Raw genomic sequence first — 22967 nt, 5'->3', positions numbered from 1 at the left:
TATAAAATGTTTATAGGGAGAAATATGGCTTGAATTGGGGAGTAAAGTGAATAAGGAAAGCTGAAATTACCTGCTGCGCAACTGCAAAAGGAATGTAAGTGTAAATATAGAAAAAGCATAAGCTTTATTGTGTCACAATAAAGCTAGAGAAAAATTGGGGGAGAGCATATTGAAGTTTTGTGAAACATGTAAGGAACAGTTTGCAGGCCATTTGAATTTTTGCCCTAGGTGCCGCCATAAATTAGACGATATTTCGGCGGCGGGTACGGTTGCTTCTAGTGAGGAGATACAACGAGAGACGAGACCAGTACGAAGTAAGAAAAATATATTTCTTTTCAGTGGTTTCATCGTAATTGCTGCCTTATTATTTGGAGTATATCAATTCGGGGCATATAATTTTTCAAAAGAGAAGCAAGTAAATGCAATGATTGAGGCATTCCAAAAGAAAGATGTTAGTGCAATCGATGAGTTTGTGAAGGTAGATGATCCAGCTCTAAAAGTTAAGTCAGAAGACATTCAGGCATACATACGTTATTTAAAAGACAATCCTTCATACAATAAAGCGTTACTATACTACTTGCAAAAAGAGGCGATAGCTAAAAATTCAACAAGTGGTACAGTATCCTTTGAAGATGGGAGAATTATAGAAGACGGGAAAGAATGGTTCTTGTATCCGAAGTATAAGTTCAGTATGAAATCTTATTACATGAATGTTAGCACAACCGCGAAGAATGCTGAAATATATGTAAATGATAAAAAAGAAATAGAGCTTTCTAGTAGTAAAAATTCAAAAGAATTAGGGCCATATTTCCCGGGTTCTTATGTTGTGAAGGCACAGGCGAAAGCGGAACTTACTAAATTAGAGACAGAAAAAGAAGTGGACTTAGCAGACGAAAAGAAAGGGACAGTAGAAGTGAATTTATCACTTGAAGGAAATTATGTAACTATCTCTTCTGATGAAAATGAAGCGACTGTTTTTGTGAATGGGAAAAAGCGCGGGAAATTGAGTAACGGAAGTTATAAACTGGGACCTGTAGAGACAGATGAAACGGTAGAAGTGCATTTAGAGAAAAATACAGAGCTTGGTACCATTAAATCTGAAAGTATCAAAGTTGGGGATCAAAGTACTTATTATTTAAAGTTCCCAAAAGAAACGCCAAGCGTAAAAGAAATATCGAGCTCTGCAGTTGGTGAATTTGTACGAACACATATTTATGATAATGTACGTGCGATTTCGTCAAATGATTTTAGTATTATCGCAAATAATTATGATAAGAGCGGGCCATCGTATAAACAGGACCGTGAGTATTTACAATATCTATACCAAAAAGGAATTACAGAAGATTTATTAACGATGGAAGTTCGTAATGTAGAGCGTCAAAGTGCTACGAAATATAAAGTAACGACATATGAAGAGTATCATATTCGTTACGGTGATGGCTCTGTTAAATTTAAGAGCTTTAGTAATGACCATATTGTAACAGTTAATGGGAATGGAAATATACTATATTATTCTCTTGGCGCAAATAATACGTTGAAATCAGAGGAAATCTCTGGTCCAACTCGCTAATATAAAAAAGCTATCTCAATTATAGAGATAGCTTTTTTATATTAGAAACGCGTTTTTTTTAATACAACTTGTACATACGGATCATGTAATATTTGCTCTATAATGGGTAACATGTTTTGTTCGAATGGAATGTCGATAGGGAATGGCTTTTGTGAGCCGGGTTTGATTCCATATTGGACAAATTTGTAATGTGTATTATCTTCAGACTTGAGCACAATTAATTTATATCGATTGTCGTCGTCAGCAAGTGAGAAATCAATGGAAGTAGCGTCGTATGTTACTTCATCCTTATATATATACGGTTTTGGTGTACCGATCCAGTCTACTTTTGCTTGTACATTCATGGACATAACCTCCTTATGGTTATTATAAAAAAATAAAAGCCAGCTCTCAACAAAGAGAACTGGCTTCAGCAGTCATTGGTTATTTTAAAATTTTCACTTTAACAGTTTTGCGTCCCCATTTTTGAGCAGCGCTATCTGATCCAAGTAGGATGTCGATACGGTTACCTTTAATTGCACCGCCAGTATCTCCAGCGATAGCTTCTCCGTAACCTTCTACCCATACTTTAGATCCTAATGGGATTACTTTCGGGTCAACAGCGATCATTTTCATGTTTGGGTTCGCTGTTAAGTCATGACCCATTGCAGTTAATACACGGCCGCCATATGTGCCACCGTTTTCGCTCGGATGAGCTGTATATGCTGTAGCTACAACTGTTAACTCACGACCACCAGAAGGTGTGTTAGTTTCAGCAGCCTTTACAGCAGGCTTAGCAGCTTGTTTTGCTTGAGCTGCAGGTGCTTGAGCTGGTGCTTGCGCTTTAGCAGGAGCAGGTTGTTCTTGTTTCTCAATAACAGGTGCTGTACCTGTTAAGAAAGGAACGTGAACATAAGCTGTTTTTCCGTTATATTCGAATTGTAACCACTCATTTTGTACTTGGTTCGTTGTTTCGATCATATCATCTTTCTTAAGCGTCCCAAGAATTTCTGAGTTTGTGTTCGCTTCAGCACGTACGTTTAATACGTTAGCTGTTACGTAGTAGATGCTTTTAGTGAACTCTGCACTTACGAATGCGTCTTTACCATCTAAAGTGATTTTTGACCATCCGTTCTCTGTATTTTGAACATTTATTTTATTACCGTTTAGTAATTTACCGACAACTTTTGATTCCGTAGTAGGGTTTTCGCGTACATTTAGTACGTCTGTTGTTACAACAGTTTCTGCATTAGCAGATGATGTGAAAATCCCAAGACCAAAAACTGCTGCTGTTGCTATACCAATTAATTTTTTCATGATAGCCTCCATTGCGTTTGTTTTCGTGTCCTCATTATAGCAACAGATTTTTTCGGATTTGGGGAAAACACACAATTACAAACCATTCGTAATAAGTCGTTAACATCCTGTAATATAACAAAAAATATAGGAAAGCGTTTTTCATTCTATATGTTTAGTAGGTTTCTACTTATATTCAAAATATTTAATACAACATATTGTTTTCGGCGTAAATAAAAATATTACAGGAGTGTTACATGATGTTTACTAAACGATTACATTCCTTGAGTATTTTACCGTTTTATGGGTAATATAGTTATATAAACATAAACATTTCGTTTGTGAAACTATAAACACGTGCTATATACTAGCAAAAAAACCGCATAATTGTTACAAAAAGAAAGGGTTGCAAGGAAGGAAAATGCCCTTTTTTACATCTGTAACACATCCTTTTTTGGGAAAATACATTCCCATCCGCATTTTTCTCGCACAATTTGACAGCAGTATTTCGATCTTATAGCTCTTGCAGAGTGAAAAGGTTATACGGAAGGTAAGGCTGTCCATCAGAATTCTAGTTGGTGAAGGTGAAAGTAAGAAAATCACCGCAAAATTATAGTTTTCTATCCGATTTTACATATCGGAATTAATGTTATTTATAAAAGTAAAACCTACGAAGGGGGATTTGATGAGGAAACTGACAAAAACATTCATCGTTTCATTAACATTATGTATTGCATTTACAATTTGGGGGATTATTCCCGAATCTATTATTGGAAAAGGTAGCTTAGGAAATGTAACAACCGCAATTCAAACTGCATTAGTTAGTAAGTTTGGATGGTTTTATATTATTTCTGTTTCTATTATTTTAGGTGTGTCTATCTTTTTAATTGTTTCAAAATACGGTTCTATTCGTTTAGGGAAAGATGATGACGAACCTGATTATAGTTATATGACATGGTTTGCCATGTTATTTAGTGCTGGTATGGGTATCGGCTTAGTGTTCTGGGGCGTTGCCGAACCATTAAACCATTTATACGCGCCTCCGTTTGGAGAAGGTGCAACTGAGGAAAGTGCGCGTCTTGCACTGCGTTTTTCATTTTTCCATTGGGGATTACATCCGTGGGGACTATATGCATTTGTAGCGCTTTGTATTGCTTACTTTACTTTTAGAAAAGGAAAAGCAAGTACAATTAGTGCGACAGTAGGACCGTTATTTAAGGACGGGGACCATGGGCGTATTGCTCATTTATTTGATGTGTTAGCTGTTTTCGCCACTGTGTTTGGCGTGGCAACATCATTAGGTCTTGGCGCAAAACAAATTGCCGGTGGTGTTAGTTATTTAACTTCTATCCCGAACTCATTAACGACTCAGTTAGTTATTATTGCAATCGTAACAGTGTTATTTATGTTATCTGCGCAAACAGGTCTTGATAAAGGAATTAAATATTTAAGTAATACAAACATTATTTTTGCGTTTGCACTTATGATTATTGTATTGTTTGCAGGTCCAACAAACTTTATTATGAATTACTTCACTTCGACAATCGGTTCTTATATTCAGGAATTACCAAGTATGAGTTTCCGATTAAGTCCATTAGATGAAGGCGGAAATCAATGGATTCAATCATGGACAATTTTCTATTGGGCATGGTGGATTGCATGGTCACCATTCGTAGGTACATTTATTGCCCGTGTTTCACGAGGGCGTACCATTCGTGAATTTGTTATCGGTGTGTTACTCGTACCGACAATAATTGGTGCTCTTTGGTTCTCAGTCTTCGGCGGGACTGGTATTCATATGGAACTGTTTGGTGATGCACATATCTTTGAAAAAATTAAAGAGATGGGAACAGAAGTAGGACTATTCGCTATGTTTGATCAGATGGGAAGCTTTGGATCAGCGTTATCTGTTCTAGCTATTCTTCTTATTTCTACATTCTTTATTACATCTGCAGATTCAGCGACATTTGTTTTAGGGATGTTAACGACACATGGTAGTTTAAATCCACCAAACCGCATTAAAATGATCTGGGGTATCGTTTTAGCTGCTCTAGCTTCTATCTTATTATATGTAGGTGGATTAGAAGCCTTACAAACGGCAGCTATCATTGCAGCATTCCCATTCGTCTTCGTTATTTTCTTTATGATGGCAGCATTATTTAAAGAGTTACAAAAAGAAGGTCGTATGAAGCGTCATAAATAATAGAAGGAAAAAGAGTTGATTATGTATCAGCTCTTTTTTTATATAGAAGGAACTTGAACTGCAAGTAAGGGAAATAAAATACTTTACAGATTTTCCGAATAGGAAAGCCCACTACGGTGCGATAGTACCCCCTTTAGGGGTGGGATGATAGTGAGGTCAAATGCGATGTACAGATAAAATACCGAAAGTATGTTCTGTACATCAAGTATTTGAAATGGTATAATTTTCATAACAGACAAGTAAAAGTCTCTAAAACAATCTTGTTCTCTGAAAACAGAATACATATGAGGTTGGAGTAACAAATTCTTCTGCTCCGTAAAATGTATTGAGTCGTCAAGTACAAGACGCTAAAACACATTTGAGAACTCACAATCTGACTCGTTTGGTAATAGAACGAGTGCCGTATCTGCTAGATGCACTGGATACGGAGTGGTGATGGCACACCGCAATCTTGCACGTCAGCGATACTAGAAATAGACGTCGCCTTTGGTAGCAAGAATCCCACTGACGTTAGTCAGCTTGCGGCTTTAGCTGTGGGAGTGTCAATATATTAGTAGTATGCCTTTTATACCGATAAAAATCGATTCGTTTCGACAATGTTCGATATCTTGCAGATTCTATTCATATTTTTGACAAAAAATTGTCGGAAATGTGTTGTCACGTTTATATATATGTGCTATATTATTTCCTGTAAGCGATTTCAAATAGTTTTAAAGCGCATTCAAGGGGGACATCTAGAATAATGAAACGTTACGAAAGAAAGTGGAAGCATATTTGTTTGAAACGTGTGGCACATCGTAGTGTCCAAGAAAGCACGGAACCTAAGACTGAAACGCGCAAAGAGCAGCAAGAGAAGCAATTGGTTCTACAAAAATAGCAATCACTTTTTCGTATATAAATGAAGGTCGATCGTTCGTTGGGGGATGGACGTGAAATTACTTTCAGCTAAGGGGTATTGTCTGATATATAATTTATACGGCAAAAAATAAGCACAGAGCATACGGCGCTCTGTGCTTATTTTTATTTGTCCTTTTTGAATCGAACAGTTTTATCCCAGCCAATGACTTGTTTCTTACTCTTTGCACGTAAGTATAAAATTAAGCTACGAATGAATAAGTACGTAAAGAGCTGTGCGTACGTAAAGTACATGATAACACTAATAAAAATATTAGTTGGTGTAAAGGTTCGTTCCACACTCTGGGCACTAAATAATTGAGAAACATATGTAACATATGCGACATACCACATAAATAGTAGTGGGATGCTATATTGAATTTGGAATATCCCGAGTAACCCAATTACAAACCAAACGTTCGAAATGATTAAGAATAACCAAAATACAACATACACTAAAACTTGTTGTAAAGAATGGACGAGCAGTTTTCCTTTAAAGAAACTTAATGAAGAAAACATTTTTTCTAAAATGTACAAGTTCCCTTGAAGCCAACGTGTACGCTGCTTAATAAGAATTTTTAAATGCTCAGGTTCTTGTTCCCATGTAATTGACTCTGGAACGATTGGCAGGAGATAGCCTTTTTGTGTAATTCGTAATGTTAATTCAGCGTCTTCTGCAATTGCATAAGGGTCATAGCCGCCAAGCTCTTCTAATGCAGCGCGACGAAGAAGCATGTTTGTTCCTGTTAGTGAACCTGTTTGGAATAGTAACCAGCGTCCGGATTGCATAAGGAGCTGGAAGATTTGAAATTCTAACGAAATCATTCGTGTTAGCCAGTTTCTTTTTTCATTTACAGTACGAACATGCCCAACAGCTCCAACAGCATCCTCGGTTGTTTCAGCGTGTTCTACAAGCATTCGCAGTGCGTGTGGTTCAGGCTGGTTATCTGCATCATAAACACAGAAGTATTCACCATCTGAAATACTAAGGCCATAGTTTAATACACGTGATTTTCCTTTTGGTTCACCAGGTGGAACGCGAATGTGACGAATATGAGCATAAGCTTTGTCAAAATCGTCACCAATTTCAGGTGTCTCATCTTGCGAGTTATCGTTTAATAAATAAACAGTTAGTTTGCCTGGATATTCAATCTTTGCCATCGCCTCTAAAGTATCCTTAATCACGACGCCTTCATTGTGAGCTGGTATTAAAATATCGACGCTTGGGTAATGTTCTAGCGTACGATCTTTTTGTTTCCTACTTCGGTGAACTAAACCTGCGAGTGTTAAGAAAGAATAGTAAACGAGTAAGCCAGAGAATAGAAAGGCTGTAAAAATAAGTACATACTTAATTGAAAATGTGATGCTGATCCAAAAAACGAGTACGCAAAATAGAAGGAATAAAAGAAGTATAACGAGTGTCATCATAATAACTTCGGTCCTTTTGTAGCGATTTGTTCTCGTTTCATCTTAATATCTTGAATGGCCTCATCTGCAAGCCATTTTTCCATTTTAGGCTGTAGACGGTTCATTACAATATCGGCACCAGCTTCATTTGTATTTTGTAATAAAATGACTAATGTGTTTTTATCATACTCAGCAACAAGGTCAAAGTCAGCTCTTACCGTTTCAACTAATAATGAAGCTACACGGTCCATAACACTTTCCTTTGTATATTTACTAAAGGAAGTGAAGTCAAAATAAATCATAACGCCTGTTTCATTACGACGATTCATTGCATTGATTAATAATGCTTGTCGTCTCTCGAATTCTTGTCTTGTTAATAATTTCGATTCTCCAATGTAGTGTTCTAACGTTCTCACACGTTCGGTTAATTCTTTATTTTCATGAATAACCTTCTTTAATAGATGAGTGGAGATATATACAATGAAGAAATTTGCTGCCATTAGGAAGTGAGTAATAATGTATTCCCATTGTTCTGATGTACTCCATAAGTAAAGCCATGCTTGGTAGAACAGGTAGAATACCGAAGTAATGGTTCCTAATATGAAGAAAACAAATGCAGTTTTATCAGGCAAAAATAGAAATAGTACATTAACAATTACATATATAATTGTAAAAATGAGAGCATGCTCATATTGCGTTACATGTACAGTTGTAAAATAAAATAAAATTTGTAAAATCCAAATAGAGAGGACTTTATAGAAGTTATCTTTCACAAAACTTTCCTCCTTAAAGATAATTCATACAAGGATACTTGTAGTATGCACAATTATTAAGAAATAGATCGGATGACTATATTCTTTTTGAGAGAGCAACAATAAGTAGTATCCCTCTTTTGTAAGAAAAAATAAACAGACTTGATAATTATTGTATCATAATGTTTTTATATTTCGGCATAAAGTATTTAATATATACTAAGAAAATAAAAAGTCCCCTCTTTAGAAAGAGGGGACTTGCTTTATTTTATAGGAACATCATACCTGCAACTGCTGCGTTTAAGAAGTTAGCTAGTGTACCAGCGATAACTGCTTTAATCCCTAATTGTGCAATTTGTTTACGGCGAGTAGGAGCTAATGTCCCTGTTACACCTAATTGAATTGCGATAGAAGAGAAGTTTGCGAATCCACAGATTGCGAATGTTAAAATTAGATTTGTTTTTGCAGAGAACTCTGCCATATGTGGTCCTAAGTTTGCGTATGCAACGAATTCGTTGATTGCAAGTTTTTGACCGATAAAGCTTGCTGCTTGTACAGCTTCACCAGGAGAAACACCGATTAAAATTGCAAATGGTGATAGTAAGTAACCAAAGATTAAATCAAGGCTAAGTTTAATATCGAACCAAGAGCCAACCCATCCTAATAGGCCATTTAATAAAGCGATTAATGCGATGAAAGCCATTAACATTGCTGCTACGTTAATAACAAGTTGCATACCTTCTGATGCACCACGTGCTGCTGCGTCAATAACGTTTGCATCTTCACGCTCTGTAGAAAGTTCAACGTTATTATCTACTTTTTCTGTTTCTGGCATAATAAGTTTCGCAATTAATAAACTTGATGGAGCTGCCATAATTGCTGCTGCTAATAAGTGTTCTAACGGAATACCCATTGCTGCATAGCCGACAAGAACTGATCCAGCAACAGCTGTCATACCGCTTACCATAATAGCGAAGAATTCACTATTTGTTAAACGTGCTAAGTAAGGTTTGATTAAGATTGGAGCTTCAGTTTGTCCTAAAAATACAGTTGTTACTGAGTTTAAACTTTCTGCTTTAGAAGTTCCAAGAAGTTTACTTAATGCGCCACCAACGATACTAACAAATCTTTGCATAATACCGAAATGATATAAGATTGCTACTAATGAACTAATAAATACGATTGGAAGTAGTGCTTGAATAACGAAGATAAATCCCCAAGGGCCTTTTGCGTTGACTAAATCCCCAGCAACGAACTTAATTCCCTCGTAAGAAAAATTAATTAATCCTTGAACGCCATCTGCAGCGTGTTTTAAACCTGCTTTTCCGGCATCCCATCGTAATACGATAAATGAAAATGACATTTGTAATGCTAGCGCGATTAAAATCGTGCGCCAATTAATAGCTTTGCGGTTGGAAGATAGTAAGAAAGCGATTGCTAATACTCCAATCACGCCGCCAATTCCCCATAAAAGATTCATGCAGTGTATGCTCCTTCCTCATAGTAAAAAAATGTATAAAACAGTTGTCTATACTTCTGCAAATATAACATCTTAAGTAACTTATCATAATGGACATCAGAGGTCAAACGTCTAACGAAAAGTTTAAATAAAAAGAAAATTCTTCAAAAAAACACATATAAAATGATTAGACATGAAATAGGTTATGTTTTTTATGTGAAAATATACATTATGATAACGTTATGGATCATTATTGTAGAATATAGTGTATGAAATAGGAAAATAGATACATTATTTTTTTAGGGAAATAGGTTATACACAATAAAAAGAGCCTTCTAGTAATCTAGAAGGCTCTAAAAATATAACTTAAGGTGCTTTCGTATAACCTAAGAAGTGCTTACTCCAATAAGAATTGCTTAATGAAGCGATTGCTACACCTTTATCTCCAGCTTGGATAAATGATCCGCCCCCAAGGTAAATACCCATATGAGAAGGACCTGATTTATAAGTGTTTTGGAAATAAATTAAGTCACCTGGTTGTGGATTTGAAGTTTGTGGTAGGCTACCCCAATATCCTGCAACACTTTGACGGCTAATGTTATGACCAAATTTCTTAAATACGTGGTAGATGTAACCACTGCAGTCAACACCAGTAGCAGAAGTTCCGCCCCAAACGTATGGTACACCTTGCATTGATTTTGCATATGCAAGTACGGAAGAACTGTCACCGCTATTATTGCTTGTATTGTTATTATTGTTGTTTTGATTGTTATTTTGGTTGTTGTTAGGCTTATTATCTACTGCGCCACCAACTGGTGTTTTAGAAAGGTAACGTGTGCCGATATAACCAGTTTGGCCGTTGTAGTTAATTTTGCTCCATCCAGAGTTTTCAGAGATTACTTGAACCTTCTGTCCCTGTGGAAGTGCGCCTATGATTCTATAATTTGTACCTTCACCACTACGTACATTTAAGGCAGAAGCATTAATGTAGTAGTCACCAATTGCACCTTGATTAGGTTGTTCAGGCTGTTTTGGTTGCTCAGGAGTAGTAGTGCCACCTTTAACAAATTTCACGAATTCGCTACTAACGTAGCCTGTTTTTCCTTGATAGTTAACTTTAAACCAGCTACCTTCAGAGCCAATTACGTTTAATGTCGTACCATTTAATACGCCACCAATTACGCTATGGTAAGTAGCAGGACCTGTACGTACGCGTAGAGATGTTGCGTTAACAACGTAAGTACCGCCAGTTTGAACAGTTACATTATTATTTTGTTCTTGTTTGTTATCTTGGTTGTTTCCTTGTGTAACGTTATCGCTAGAACCGCCTTTTGTTACGTAGTCTTTACTTACGTAAGCTGTTTGGCCTGCATAATTGATTTTGAACCAATCTTGAACTTCGCCAACAACTTGTACGACTTGTCCTTTCGTAACAGAGCCTACAGTTGTGTGAGAAGTGCTAGGACCTGTACGAACACGAAGGGAAGATACATTTACTGTATAGTTTCCACTTGCTGGTTTTACAGATTCTTGGTTGTTATTATTCGTATTGTTGTTTGAAGAACCTGCATTAGAAGAAACACCAGATACGAATTCGCCACTTACATAGCCAACTTGTCCATTATGGTTGATTTTCACCCAACCATTTTCTTGGCCAATTACGTTTAATGTTTGTCCTTCATATACACGTCCTGAAACAGAACTAGAAGTGTTAGGAGCAGTACGTACACGTAATACATCAGCAGTAACTTTGTTTTTTCCACCTGTTGTACTTACATTGGAATTACTTGCACCATTTTTTGATACAAATTCGCCACTAACAAAACCTGTTTTTCCATTATGGTTAATTTTGTACCAACCATTTTCTTCGCCAATCACGTTTAGTGATTGACCGTTATAAACGCGCGAGATGATGTCGTGAGAAGTACTTGATCCTGCACGAACATGTAATACGCTAGCGTTTACCGTATAAGATGAGCTGTTTGATGCAGAAGCTTGGACAGTTGTAGCAGCTTTTTGTGTATTTTGTTCAGGGGCAGCTTGAACACTATCAAGTGTAGGTGCTGCTCCTCCTGCTACAGACACTGCCGCAAGACCGGCAAGGTATTTTTTCATAATTTGTCGATTCCTTTCTGTCTGTAATGTAGTGAAGAAATATTTACCAACTGTTAAAAATTCTAAAGAGCATGTCGATTACTGTCAAGACTTATGCGGGAATCTGAATATGACAAAAAGATTACAAGAAAAAATCAAGGCATAAATCTATACCTTGATTTCCATTTAAATACATATATTGAATGTAGAAAGGATAGAAATTATTCGTGTTTAAGAAGATGACATATTGGATTGTAACAAACTCTGAGAAAATGATCGTTGCAGCATTTTAGTGATAGGGCCAACTTGACCATCTTGGATGGCGGTTCCATCAAGATGAGTCATCGGCAAAATTTCAATCGTCGTTCCTGTAAAAAAGCATTCATCCGCTTGATAAACATCACGAACGCTGAAAAGCTCTTCTTGTACTGGAATACGAAGGGTTTTCGCTAAAGAAAGGACATATTGACGAATAATGCCATTTAAAATAAGGTGATTAGCTGGATGTGTGTAAAGAGTTCCGTTTTTAATTAGAAAGAAGTTAGAGTGGCTTCCCTCAGTTACAGTACCATTTCGTACGAAAAGGGCCTCTTTACAACCTTTTCGTTCCGCTTTCGTAGTAGCTAATATATTCGGTAATAAATTTAATGATTTAATATCACAGCGTAGCCAGCGCGTATCCGGTTCTGATATGGCACGTACACCATATTCAATCCATAACGCTGGTCTTTCTTTCTTTGTAATATAGGCATAGATTGTTGGAGGGACGTCATATGAGAACGTATGGGTACGAGCTTGTACACCACGAGATACTTGCAAATAAATCGTTCCATCTTCGTGGAAATTATTATTTTCGATTAGTTTATAAAGTAGGGTAATCAGTTCCGCTTTTGAGAAAGGGAGTGTTAATTCTATTTCTTCCATGGAGCGATATAATCTTGTGATATGCGGATCTAATAAGTGAAAGTTCCCTTTATATAGACGAATAACCTCGTAGACTCCATCTCCAAACTGCAAGCCTCTTTCCTCAAGGTCTATGTACGTTTTTTGTTTCGTTGTATCAATAACTGCATCATTCCAAAGTACAAATCTTTCATATGCCAATTTTCGTCCCATCCTTTCGTAAGTGCATAAGTAAAGTGAAGCTTTCATTCATTTGGAATAAAAATCACTACAGTAATTTTTATGTGAGTAATTCTTTACATATGACGTATATGTATTTGTAAATGGTAGAGAAGTGGTAGTGATTTACAGCATTTCGTATATACAAATTCGAAAATAAGAAATAAGAATCCTGCTTTTAAATAAAAAAAAGCAACATTCTTATGGAATGCTGCACAAGGAGGGTAGCTATCTTTCATAGGGACATCGTCTTATTGAATGTTTTGTGTATGGAAACAAAACATATTGAAAGACAATTATAAGAAAGTAGAAATAAACGATTCACATATTTCTTTAAGGGATCTTATTACAGATGAGAGATAAGAAATATATAGAACCTCGTTTACATATTTTATTATAGAGATACTTCATTAATTCTATGTGAATATTTGGTAAAGGTTATGTAATGTTAAAGTTAATGAATATAAGTAATTTTATGGAGGAATATAAAAAAAGAGGCTGAGATTACTCAGCGCTCTTCTTTTCTTCTTTAATAGCTGTCTTTACTTCACCAGTTTTGATCTTGTTGCTTTCAGAGAAGCGAAGTAAGTCACCCTCAATGATTTTGTCAGACATGCTCAATTCATTTTGGGCACGATCAATAAGTGGTTGAGATTCTTCTTTTGGTAGTTGTACAACTTCGCCAGTAGCACGGTCGTAGAATGTACTGTTCGTGTACATGTACTTATCTGTAACGAAGCTACCATCACGAAGAACAACGAACCCTTTATTGTCAGGTGAGAATACGTCATGACCGAATCGAACGTCATTCGTAGAGTCTACACCAAGTAAGTTTAGAATAGTTGGTTTAATGTCAATTTCACCAGTTGGTTTTGAAATTGTTTTACCTTCTTTTTGACCTGGAACGTGAATAAACATCGGTGTTTTTTGTAAGTTCATATGGTCAAATGCAGTAATTTCTTCTTTTCCTAAGAACTGTGCCATTGCACGGTTATGGTTTTCAGAAATACCGTAGTGGTCACCGTAGAATACGATAACTGAGTTGTCGTAAATACCTTCTGCTTTTAGACGCTCAATAAAGTGTTTCATTGCTTCGTCTAAGTAGCGAGCTGTTACCATGTAACGGTCAAATACGCCATCACCAGAATTGTATTCATCAATTAATTTTGTATTGTCATCATAAGTGAATGGGTAATGGTTTGTTAAAGTAAGGAAGCGAGTATAGAACGGTTGCTTCACTTGTTTTAACATATCGATAGATTGATCAAAGTACTCGATATCTTTTAATCCCCAGTTTAATTTCGTTTCTGGCGTAATCTTATAGTCAAGCTCGTTGTAGTAACGATCATAACCAAGTGCCGGATACATAATGTTACGGTTCCAGAATGTTGCGTTGTTTGCGTGGAATACTGCAGTGTAGTATCCTTGCTGACGTAAAATTTCTGGAGTTGCTGTATATTCGTTGTTACCGTGTGTGAAGAATACAGCACCACGGTCTAGTGGATACATTGAAGTATCTACTAAGAATTCAGCATCAGATGTTTTTCCTTGCCCAGTTTGATGGAAGAAGTTATCAAAGTAATAACTTTCTTTCGTAAATTGGTTTAAGAATGGTGTAACTTCTTGTCCGTTAACTGTTGCACCGATTAAGAATGTTTGTAATGACTCAAGAGAGACAACGATTACGTTCTTCCCTTTTGCAGTACCAAACATATTTGGATCTGGTTTGCTTTGCGTTGTTTTTACGTAGTTCTCTGTTTCCTGTAACTTACTGCCGTCAGCAAATGCTTTTTGTGAACTTGATTTTGCTTGTAAGCCAAGATCATATACTTGGTGTACATATAAACCTAAGTTTTTAACAAGCATAACGCGGTCGAATGAACGTGTTAATAGTTCTGGACGCTCAGCTTCTGCCAATCCTAAGTTTGCGAAGAAAATAGCAATTGTTGACACGAAGTATAGGGAACGCATTGGGCGTGCTACACGTTCTGTCGGTGCAAAATTCTTAATCTTCTTCAATAAAATGAAGAATACGATAATATCAGCAAATGCAAGGATAATTTTGTAGTTAAACAATTCTTTTACACTAGAACCTAAACTTCCGAAGTTAGATGTTTGTCCTAGTACTGGTAAAGTAACGAAGTCATTATAGAATCCGTAGAACATTACGTTACCAACAAGAACGATTGTTAAGACAAAATTAATTCCAAGTGCTATATAGTTACGTTTTTTCCCTTTTGCAAATAATGCAAGACCAACAAGCAGTAATGATGCTGCTAATGGGCTCAGGAATAAAATGAATTCTTGCATGAAAGATTCAAGTTTTAAATCAAAGCTTGTGCGTGTAATAAGATATGTCTTCAACCATAAGGCTAAAGCTACGAATGCAGTGAAACGCACATTTTGAAATTGTGATTTCAAGGTTTCTTTCATTCATTTCCACCCTTTCTCTATCAGGCTTGGTCGATTTTGGAGCGAAAAATGCTAAAATAAAAAATACATAGTTTTCTTGGCCATAATTAGAGGTTCTATATTCACCCATATACGACTATAACTATGCATACCCTTTTAGTTTCTTGTGTTACTCATAAGCATAACGTCATTTCTGTATTATACAACAAAATTCATTTCTGAGAAACACTATAACATTTTACATTTTTTGTATAAGATTTGTCACTACCAGAGAAAACTTTAACATTCGTTTATATGTCCGTCAACTAGAAAATATAACAAAGGTAGAGCAGAATGTTAAGTGAAAGTGAAAAATCTCTTGTTGAGAAATAAGAAATGACAATGGGTAAGTGGTTATCTAGAAACCTATTATATGAAGGGAAGTATGTAAAAATTAACGAACACTTGTTCTTTTTGGGTTTGTTTGTTACAATGAAAGTTCATTGATAGATTATGTGTAATTTTGATGAACTTTTACTGAAAACATATTGTAGCTTATTTCTTTTAAAAAATAGGGAGGCTTTTACATGGAGCAAAAATTTTCAGTTGAAGCATTTTGGAAGAAGGTAAAACATGTCGCAAAGCAGGCAGGACAGTCAGTCATTTATGCAAGTTTATTGTTGTTTTACGTTTTGCAGAAACCAGATGTTCCAAAACGAGTGAAAATTATTGTAATTGGAGCACTTGCTTATTTTATTGCACCGATTGATGCGATTCCAGATTTCGTTGCTGGAATTGGTTATACGGATGATTTAGGGGCGTTAATGGCTGCGCTATTACAAGCGTCGCTATACGTCGATGATGATGTAAAAGATAAGGCGCGAGTGAAGTTGGCAGAATGGTTTGGTTCGGATATAGACACATCCTTTATCGATCAGAAATTAGATCAATAGGTGAGAACTGTCACATGGTGACAGGGCGAACGTAAGCGAGGAAGTGCATTATGCCATCAGGAAGAACGCATACGAAAATAAACTTAATATCCCTTCCGGTTGTTTTGTTTATGCTCTTTTCGTATGGACTAACAAATTTTGATTTTTTATTAACTTTTGCAATTGGCTTTTTAGTAGGTACTACATTTTTAACACCGGATTTAGATACGTATAGTAATGCGTATAATAAATGGGGATTCCTGCGTATATTTTGGTATCCGTATAAGAAGGTAATGCCGCATCGCTCCTTCTTTACACACACAATTATACTTGGTGATGTGATTCGTATTGCATACATGTTAATTGTGTTTTCTCCGTTTTTATTCCTATTAAATGTAATCGCGCTCGACGGGAATTTAATAGAAATGGCGAAGGAACATGAGGTTGAAATTGTAACGTTCGTAATGGGAATTGTTGTGGCAAGCACGCTTCACATTATAGCGGATAAAGTGAATACGCGCCGTAAGAAAATGATGAGAAAAAAGAAGAAACGCAGAAGATAAAAAAACCGTCCCAAAAAGGTATTTTGGGACGGTTTTTCTTTTTAATCAAACGTTTGTTTAAAAAGGAAATTAGGCTTTCAGTACTTTAATACCTTTCACGATGTTCCAAATGAAGTAGTATAAGCTAATGATTCCGCAAATACATAAGACAATCATTGCACCAATTCCAAATGTTACATCCGGCTGATCAGATCCAAGCCCCATAACTCCTAAAATAATCATGCCAATGAATGTAGCGATACTTGGGATAATGTGTGTCCATAGAGCACGTTTTGCATGTGGTTTCGTTTCCACATCTCCCACAATCCACACAATAATCGGGAATAAGATAGGGGCAAATAATACACTAAAGTATGATAAAGCTGCTAATATTTTGTTTCCGTTCATATATATCACCTCATAAATAATATCCGTTGTTATACCTTTATTATGCAGGAAAGGTAGCGAGCTTTCTATCGATGAACATGACAAGAACATGACGATTTTGTAAGATTTTTTCGTTAAATAATAAAGTGAAACTTTAATCAGTGGGGGCTTTTCATCCCCCACTGATTATTAGTTGAACCAATCGGACTTTTATGGGCAGTTGATCCCTCACCAAAACTCTTTGCTTTTGCTGAATTTTGAGATGGGATCTTACTGCCCATTAAAGTCGGATGAAATTTTCAAAAAAATCTTTTTAAATAGAAATTGTTATGGTACAGTATAAATGAAAGTTGTTGAAAACGTTTTCTTAAACGTTTTTTTATTTTTAGGTTGAAAGGTATGATGACCTGATAGTCTATTGATGAGGTTATTCTACTTAAAAGGGGATTCTTTAGGGGGAGAGAACAATGAACACATGGACACAAGTTTATGATCCGTTCGGAAACATTTGGATTTCGGCAGCGGTAGCACTTATTCCGATTATCTTTTTTTTCTTAGCTTTAGCAGTTTTCCGCATGAAGGGGTATGTGGCAGGATTTATTACAGTTGTACTTACAATTTTAGTGGCTTTATTCGCTTATAAGATGCCGTTCACAATGGCGATGGCAGCAACTGGATATGGTTTCTTATATGGATTATGGCCAATTGCTTGGATTATCATTATGTCGGTATTTTTATATAAAATATCTGTGAAAACAGGTCAATTCGATGTAATTCGTGCATCTGTACTATCTATTACGAATGACCATCGTTTACTCGTTATTTTAATCGGTTTTTCATTCGGCGCATTTTTAGAAGGGGCAGCGGGATTTGGTGCACCAGTAGCGATTACGGCAGCGCTTCTTGCAGGCCTTGGGCTAAATCCTTTATATGCAGCAGGTCTTTGTTTAATTGCAAACACAGCACCAGTAGCGTTCGGAGCGATGGGTATTCCGATTACAGTTGCCGGACAAGTAACAGGTATTGATCCACATAAAATTGGACAAATGGCTGGACATCAATTACCGTTCTTATCATTATTTGTTCCATTCTTTATCGTATTTTTAATGGACGGGGTGAAAGGGATAAGACAAACGTGGCCTGCTTTACTTGTAGCAGGTAGCTCATTTGCAATTACGCAGTTCATAACAGCGACATTCTTAGGACCAGAACTTCCGGATATTACGTCGGCACTTGTGAGTTTAGTTAGTTTAGCGCTGTTCTTAAAAGTATGGCAACCGAAAGAAATTTATCAATCTGGGCAAGCAAATAGAGAAGTAGCTGCAACAACAGCGGCATCGATGCCGAAATTAACATTGGGAAAAGTAGTAAAGGCATGGTCTCCATTTATCGTATTAACGGTTATGGTAGTCGTTTGGAGTCAAAGTTTCTTTAAAGCATTATTTGCTCCAGGAGGCGCGTTAGAAAGTCTTGTATTTAAGTTTGAAGTTCCAGGCTTGCACAATTTAGTAATGAAAGCAGAGCCTATTGTAAATACAGCGACGCCTTACGAGGCAATTTTGAAGTTTGATGTATTATCAGCAACAGGAACAGCAATTTTAATTGCTTGTATCATTTCCATGCTGATTTTGAAAATGAGTGTAAAAGATGCAGTGGTAACATTTAAAGAAACTTTAAGTGAACTTAAAATGCCAATTTTATCTATTGGATTTGTATTAGGATTTGCATTTATCGCAAACTATTCTGGGCTATCTTCTACACTAGCGTTAGCACTAGCAGGAACTGGCGGACTATTCCCGTTCTTCTCACCATTCTTAGGATGGATTGGCGTATTCTTAACAGGGTCTGATACGTCAGCGAATGCATTATTCTCAAATTTACAAGCAATTACAGCGCAGCAAGTCGGTGTATCTGAAGTACTTCTCGTTGCAGCAAATACAACGGGCGGTGTAACTGGAAAAATGATTTCTCCGCAATCGATTGCGATTGCTTGTGCAGCAGTTGGACTTGCTGGGAAAGAATCAGATTTATTCCGGTTTACAGTAAAGCATAGTTTGTTCTTCGTAATAATTGTGGGGATTATGACTTATGTTCAAGCTTATTATTTAACTTGGATGATTCCGTAAAGAGCGACAGAAATAAACTTTGCATTTTTCAGATTATCGTGTATGATGAGAAAGTATTGAAAATTAAATCAGTGATAAACTAGGGGTGCCTAACGTATGCGTAGGCTGAGAGAGAAGCGCGTGAACTTCTTAACCCTTTGGACCTGATCTGGCTCGTACCAGCGTAGGGAAGTTAACGGCTTTACATAATGATGTCTTTTATGAGCCAGGTCCTTATTTTTTTATGGACCTGGCTCTTTTTATTTTGGCATACGCTGGCCATATCTCGTCCTTGTCACGTACAGGGGGGCAACAAAGGTTATGAAACAGTCTGTTTCAGCTGAGCAAATTGAATTGAAATCGAGTTTACCAGGAAGTAAGAAAGTGTATGTGGATGGGCCACGCGAAGGTATGAAGGTGCCGATGCGTGAGATTGAACAAAGCGATACAAACGGCGTTCCGAATCCGCCAATTCGTGTGTATGATACGAGCGGTCCTTATACGGATCCAGAGTATAAAGTGGAGTTAGAAAAGGGGTTGCAGGCGCCGCGCCACTCTTGGATTCTAGAGCGCGGGGATGTAGAAGCATACGAAGGGCGCGAAGTGAAACCAGAGGATGACGGTGTGAAGGTGGCTTCAAAACATACACCTGTTTTCCCGCAGATGGATCGCAAACCGCTTAGAGCGAAGCAAGGTGCAAATGTTACGCAAATGCATTATGCACGTAATGGGATCATTACGTCTGAGATGGAATATGTTGCGATTCGTGAAGGAGTAGAGCCGGAGTTTGTTCGTAAGGAAATTGCGGAAGGTCGCGCTATTTTACCAGCGAATATTAACCATCCTGAAGCAGAGCCGATGATTATCGGACGTAATTTCCACGTGAAGGTTAATGCAAATATCGGAAACTCTGCTGTATCTTCTTCTATTGCAGAAGAAGTAGAGAAGATGACGTGGGCTACTCGCTGGGGTGCAGATACAATTATGGATTTATCTACAGGTAAAAACATTCATACGACGCGTGAGTGGATTATTCGTAACGCGCCTGTACCAGTTGGAACTGTACCAATCTATCAAGCTCTTGAAAAGGTAAACGGAATTGCAGAAGATTTAACGTGGGAAGTGTATCGTGATACGTTAATTGAGCAAGCGGAGCAAGGCGTAGATTACTTTACGATTCACGCTGGTGTATTACTTCGTTACATTCCCATTACTGCAAAGCGTACGACAGGTATCGTTTCGCGTGGTGGTTCGATTATGGCGCAGTGGTGTTTATTCCATCATAAAGAAAACTTCCTATATACTCATTTTGAAGAGATTTGTGAAATTATGAAGCAGTATGATGTTTCGTTCTCTCTTGGAGATGGATTACGTCCAGGTTCGATTGCAGATGCAAATGACGAAGCACAGTTCTCTGAGCTTGAAACACTTGGTGAATTAACGAAAATTGCTTGGAAACATGATGTGCAAGTGATGATCGAAGGACCTGGGCATGTACCGATGCACTTAATTAAAGAGAATATGGAGAAAGAGCTTGATATTTGTCAGGGGGCGCCGTTCTATACACTTGGGCCGTTAACGACAGATATTGCACCAGGTTATGACCATATTACATCCGCAATTGGAGCCGCGATGATTGGCTGGTTTGGAACAGCGATGCTTTGTTATGTAACGCCGAAAGAACATTTAGGTTTACCGAATAAAGATGATGTACGCGAAGGTGTTATTACGTACAAAATCGCTGCGCATGCAGCTGATCTGGCGAAGGGGCACAAAACGGCTCATCAGCGTGATGATGCACTTTCAAAAGCTCGTTTTGAATTCCGTTGGCGCGATCAATTTAATTTATCTTTAGATCCTGAACGTGCAATGGAGTATCACGATGAAACATTGCCAGCAGAAGGTGCGAAAACGGCTCATTTCTGTTCCATGTGTGGACCGAAGTTTTGTAGTATGAGAATTTCACATGATATTCGTGAATATGCAAAAGAAAATGATTTAGAAACGACAGAAGCAATTGAAAAAGGAATGAAAGAGAAAGCGAAAGAATTCAAAGACACTGGTAGTCATTTATACCAATAACACGTTACACCTCTTTACTTGATTGATCACGACGCTGTAGTACCTAACTTAAATATAGAAGAATCCCGCTTTGCTAAGACGGTAGCAAAGCGGGATTCTGTTGTTTATCCCGCTATTTGCGGGCAGTAAGACCCCACTGATTAAAGTTTCACTTTATAAGGCGAAGAAGAGATGTACCCAATAGAATAGCAGGAATAATGTGACGACTGTTGTGAGCGGAATGACGATAAGGGATACACTTAAATAGTCTTTCCATTTTACTTTAATTTTGTTTTGTCTCAAAATATACATCCAAATGAGGGAAGCTAGCGTACCGATTGGTAGTAATAGTGAACCGATGTCACTACCAATGATATTTGCGAGATAGATTGTTTTTAAAGTAATTGGATCTAGTCCCATTTCTGTTAATGTGATCGTACCAATCATAAGTGCAGGGTGATTATTGAAGACGTTGGAGAGGAGGGAAACGAGTCCGCCCATTGCAAAGCTAGCATAAAGTAGATGCTGATTTACAACTGGTTCAAGCCATTGGACAAGCGCTGCTGTTAGTCCTGCGTTGTGGAGCCCGTAAATAATGACATACATAGAGAAAGCAAAAATTAAAATGTGCCACGGTGTCTTTTTCAAAATGTCGACAGGGTTTGTTCGTAAGTAGTACCATCTCCAAATGAGAAGAACGAGTGAACCGAGTACAGCAACAATCTCGATTGGGATGGATAAGAAGGATGCAACGAATAGAAGACAGCGCATAAGGAAGACGAAGCCTAATACTTTTAGCATGAACCTTGTCCGTTTTTGTTTCGTATCAACTGAATTTTTTCCTTTTAACGGATGAAAGTTTTTCGTGAAGAATATTTCTTCGATATCATATGAAGAAACAGGCAATTTTTTCGGAAGTTTTTTCTTCAAAACCGTATACATAAGCCATGACATAAACAATAGTCCTAATGTTGCAGGTACAAACATCATAGCAGTATGCATATAAAGAGTCATATGGACGATGTTTAATGCAATTAAATTTACGATATTACTTACACCAATTGGTGCGCTAGATGCAGTAGCGATTAAAGCACCGCTTAATAAATAAGGAATTTGTTGATGCGGTTTTAATTGAAGATTTTTTAGGAGAAGAATTAAAATTGGCGTTGTAATTAAAATACTACCGTCGTTATTAAATAAAAGAGTCATAAGAAAACATAATAATTGAATATACCAGTATAAGCGGCGACCGGAGCCTTTTGCTAAATTTGCAAGTTTCGCTGCGGACCAGTGGAAGAAACCGAAGCTTTCTAATATAACCGCCATAACGATAGTTGCTAATATTGTTATGGAGGCACCGCCAATTTTACTAATAATGTCCATGACGTCTGGTTTTGATACAAGTCCAGTAATCAAGATAATGCCAGCGCCAATTGCTGCTGGCCACGCCTCATTTAAACCGCGAGGCCGCCAAAAGATAACGATCATCGTTAAGAAAAATACAATAATAGTAATCCATATTTCAATACTCATATTTTACCTACCTTTCTACTTTTCCTTAAAGCAATGTAGCTTGTCTCAAGGTTTGTATTGGTAGTATATTCAGCAAAAAATAAGAAGAACTAGACGTATAACGGAGTGCAATGAATATGTGTTTTTCAAGTTATGGGACAAGTATCTTTCTTAGTGAAATAACTATTGTGAGAGGAGTCTAGAAATTAATGGGGCAGTAAGATAGTAAATGAAATTTATATAGGTGATTATGGAGATATA

16 protein-coding genes and 1 riboswitch are annotated in these 22967 nt (G+C 37.1%); of the genes, 6 read left to right on the top strand and 10 right to left on the bottom strand.

Features of this window, described 5'->3' with window-relative positions:
* Positions 1 to 169 precede the first annotated feature (169 nt).
* The gene (locus tag ACTFRN_RS15080; protein WP_000666845.1) at positions 170 to 1570 is read left to right on the top strand and encodes a zinc ribbon domain-containing protein; all 1401 of its coding nucleotides are present in this window, start codon (positions 170 to 172) and stop codon (positions 1568 to 1570) included.
* Between the two features lie 41 nt (positions 1571 to 1611).
* On the opposite strand, the gene ACTFRN_RS15075 is transcribed toward ACTFRN_RS15080, so the two are convergent.
* Together ACTFRN_RS15075 and ACTFRN_RS15070 are read right to left on the bottom strand one after the other, a co-directional pair.
* Positions 1612 to 1914 carry a DUF3910 family protein gene (locus tag ACTFRN_RS15075; protein ID WP_001102517.1) on the bottom strand — a complete coding sequence of 101 codons (303 nt, stop codon included), beginning with the start codon at positions 1912 to 1914 and terminating at the stop codon, positions 1612 to 1614.
* Positions 1915 to 1993: 79 nt separating this feature from the next.
* On the bottom strand, positions 1994 to 2866 hold the full coding sequence (locus tag ACTFRN_RS15070; RefSeq protein WP_074567489.1) for a cell wall-binding protein EntA: 873 nt from the start codon (positions 2864 to 2866) through the stop codon (positions 1994 to 1996).
* Positions 2867 to 3530: 664 nt separating this feature from the next.
* On the opposite strand from ACTFRN_RS15070, the gene opuD reads away from it, so the two are divergent.
* Positions 3531 to 5048 (top strand): glycine betaine transporter OpuD, encoded by a 1518-nt coding sequence (gene opuD, locus ACTFRN_RS15065; protein WP_001229106.1) that lies wholly within the window; start codon positions 3531 to 3533, stop codon positions 5046 to 5048.
* A 1020-nt stretch (positions 5049 to 6068) separates the two neighbouring features.
* Here opuD and ACTFRN_RS15060 read toward each other — a convergent pair.
* From ACTFRN_RS15060 to ACTFRN_RS15035, 6 genes are all read right to left on the bottom strand, one after another.
* Positions 6069 to 7370, bottom strand: a complete 1302-nt coding sequence (locus tag ACTFRN_RS15060) for a glycosyltransferase family 2 protein (RefSeq protein ID WP_000988770.1) — start codon at positions 7368 to 7370, stop codon at positions 6069 to 6071.
* The gene (locus ACTFRN_RS15055; RefSeq protein ID WP_074567488.1) at positions 7367 to 8122 is read right to left on the bottom strand and encodes a diguanylate cyclase domain-containing protein; all 756 of its coding nucleotides are present in this window, start codon (positions 8120 to 8122) and stop codon (positions 7367 to 7369) included. Before ACTFRN_RS15055 ends, ACTFRN_RS15060 begins: the two co-directional genes overlap by 4 nt.
* Before the next feature lie 247 nt (positions 8123 to 8369).
* A complete protein-coding gene (locus ACTFRN_RS15050; protein ID WP_001051013.1) occupies positions 8370 to 9581 on the bottom strand; it encodes a NupC/NupG family nucleoside CNT transporter in 1212 nt (403 codons plus the stop codon).
* A gap of 345 nt (positions 9582 to 9926) precedes the next feature.
* Positions 9927 to 11675 (bottom strand): C40 family peptidase, encoded by a 1749-nt coding sequence (locus tag ACTFRN_RS15045; RefSeq protein WP_000760300.1) that lies wholly within the window; start codon positions 11673 to 11675, stop codon positions 9927 to 9929.
* Positions 11676 to 11885: 210 nt separating this feature from the next.
* On the bottom strand, positions 11886 to 12770 hold the full coding sequence (locus ACTFRN_RS15040; protein ID WP_049112924.1) for a D-amino-acid transaminase: 885 nt from the start codon (positions 12768 to 12770) through the stop codon (positions 11886 to 11888).
* 510 nt (positions 12771 to 13280) lie between these two features.
* Positions 13281 to 15209: an LTA synthase family protein gene (locus tag ACTFRN_RS15035; RefSeq protein WP_000665328.1), complete on the bottom strand. Its 1929-nt coding sequence runs from the start codon at positions 15207 to 15209 to the stop codon at positions 13281 to 13283.
* A 545-nt stretch (positions 15210 to 15754) separates the two neighbouring features.
* On the opposite strand from ACTFRN_RS15035, the gene ACTFRN_RS15030 reads away from it, so the two are divergent.
* Positions 15755 to 16120, top strand: a complete 366-nt coding sequence (locus tag ACTFRN_RS15030; RefSeq protein ID WP_000435502.1) for a YkvA family protein — start codon at positions 15755 to 15757, stop codon at positions 16118 to 16120.
* A 50-nt stretch (positions 16121 to 16170) separates the two neighbouring features.
* Positions 16171 to 16662, top strand: coding sequence for a metal-binding protein (locus ACTFRN_RS15025; protein ID WP_001139083.1), 492 nt, complete (start codon positions 16171 to 16173; stop codon positions 16660 to 16662).
* A 69-nt stretch (positions 16663 to 16731) separates the two neighbouring features.
* Here the strand turns inward: ACTFRN_RS15025 and ACTFRN_RS15020 are convergent, their stop codons facing one another.
* Positions 16732 to 17049 (bottom strand): DUF4870 domain-containing protein, encoded by a 318-nt coding sequence (locus ACTFRN_RS15020; protein ID WP_014893409.1) that lies wholly within the window; start codon positions 17047 to 17049, stop codon positions 16732 to 16734.
* 446 nt (positions 17050 to 17495) lie between these two features.
* On the opposite strand from ACTFRN_RS15020, the gene lldP reads away from it, so the two are divergent.
* Positions 17496 to 19154, top strand: a complete 1659-nt coding sequence (gene lldP, locus ACTFRN_RS15015; protein WP_049112456.1) for an L-lactate permease — start codon at positions 17496 to 17498, stop codon at positions 19152 to 19154.
* 71 nt (positions 19155 to 19225) lie between these two features.
* A riboswitch (TPP riboswitch) is annotated at positions 19226 to 19341 on the top strand.
* A 113-nt stretch (positions 19342 to 19454) separates the two neighbouring features.
* Complete coding sequence (gene thiC / locus ACTFRN_RS15010) at positions 19455 to 21215, top strand: phosphomethylpyrimidine synthase ThiC (RefSeq protein ID WP_000814473.1); 1761 nt, start codon at positions 19455 to 19457, stop codon at positions 21213 to 21215.
* Positions 21216 to 21368: 153 nt separating this feature from the next.
* Here the strand turns inward: thiC and ACTFRN_RS15005 are convergent, their stop codons facing one another.
* Positions 21369 to 22727: an arsenic transporter gene (locus ACTFRN_RS15005; RefSeq protein ID WP_000021131.1), complete on the bottom strand. Its 1359-nt coding sequence runs from the start codon at positions 22725 to 22727 to the stop codon at positions 21369 to 21371.
* Positions 22728 to 22967: the final 240 nt, after the last annotated feature.

The organism is Bacillus cereus group sp. MYBK245-2 (genome assembly GCF_051916145.1).
GTDB classification, from domain to species: Bacteria; Bacillota; Bacilli; order Bacillales; family Bacillaceae_G; genus Bacillus_A; species Bacillus_A pacificus.
This window is presented reverse-complemented; position numbering and strand designations above follow the sequence as displayed.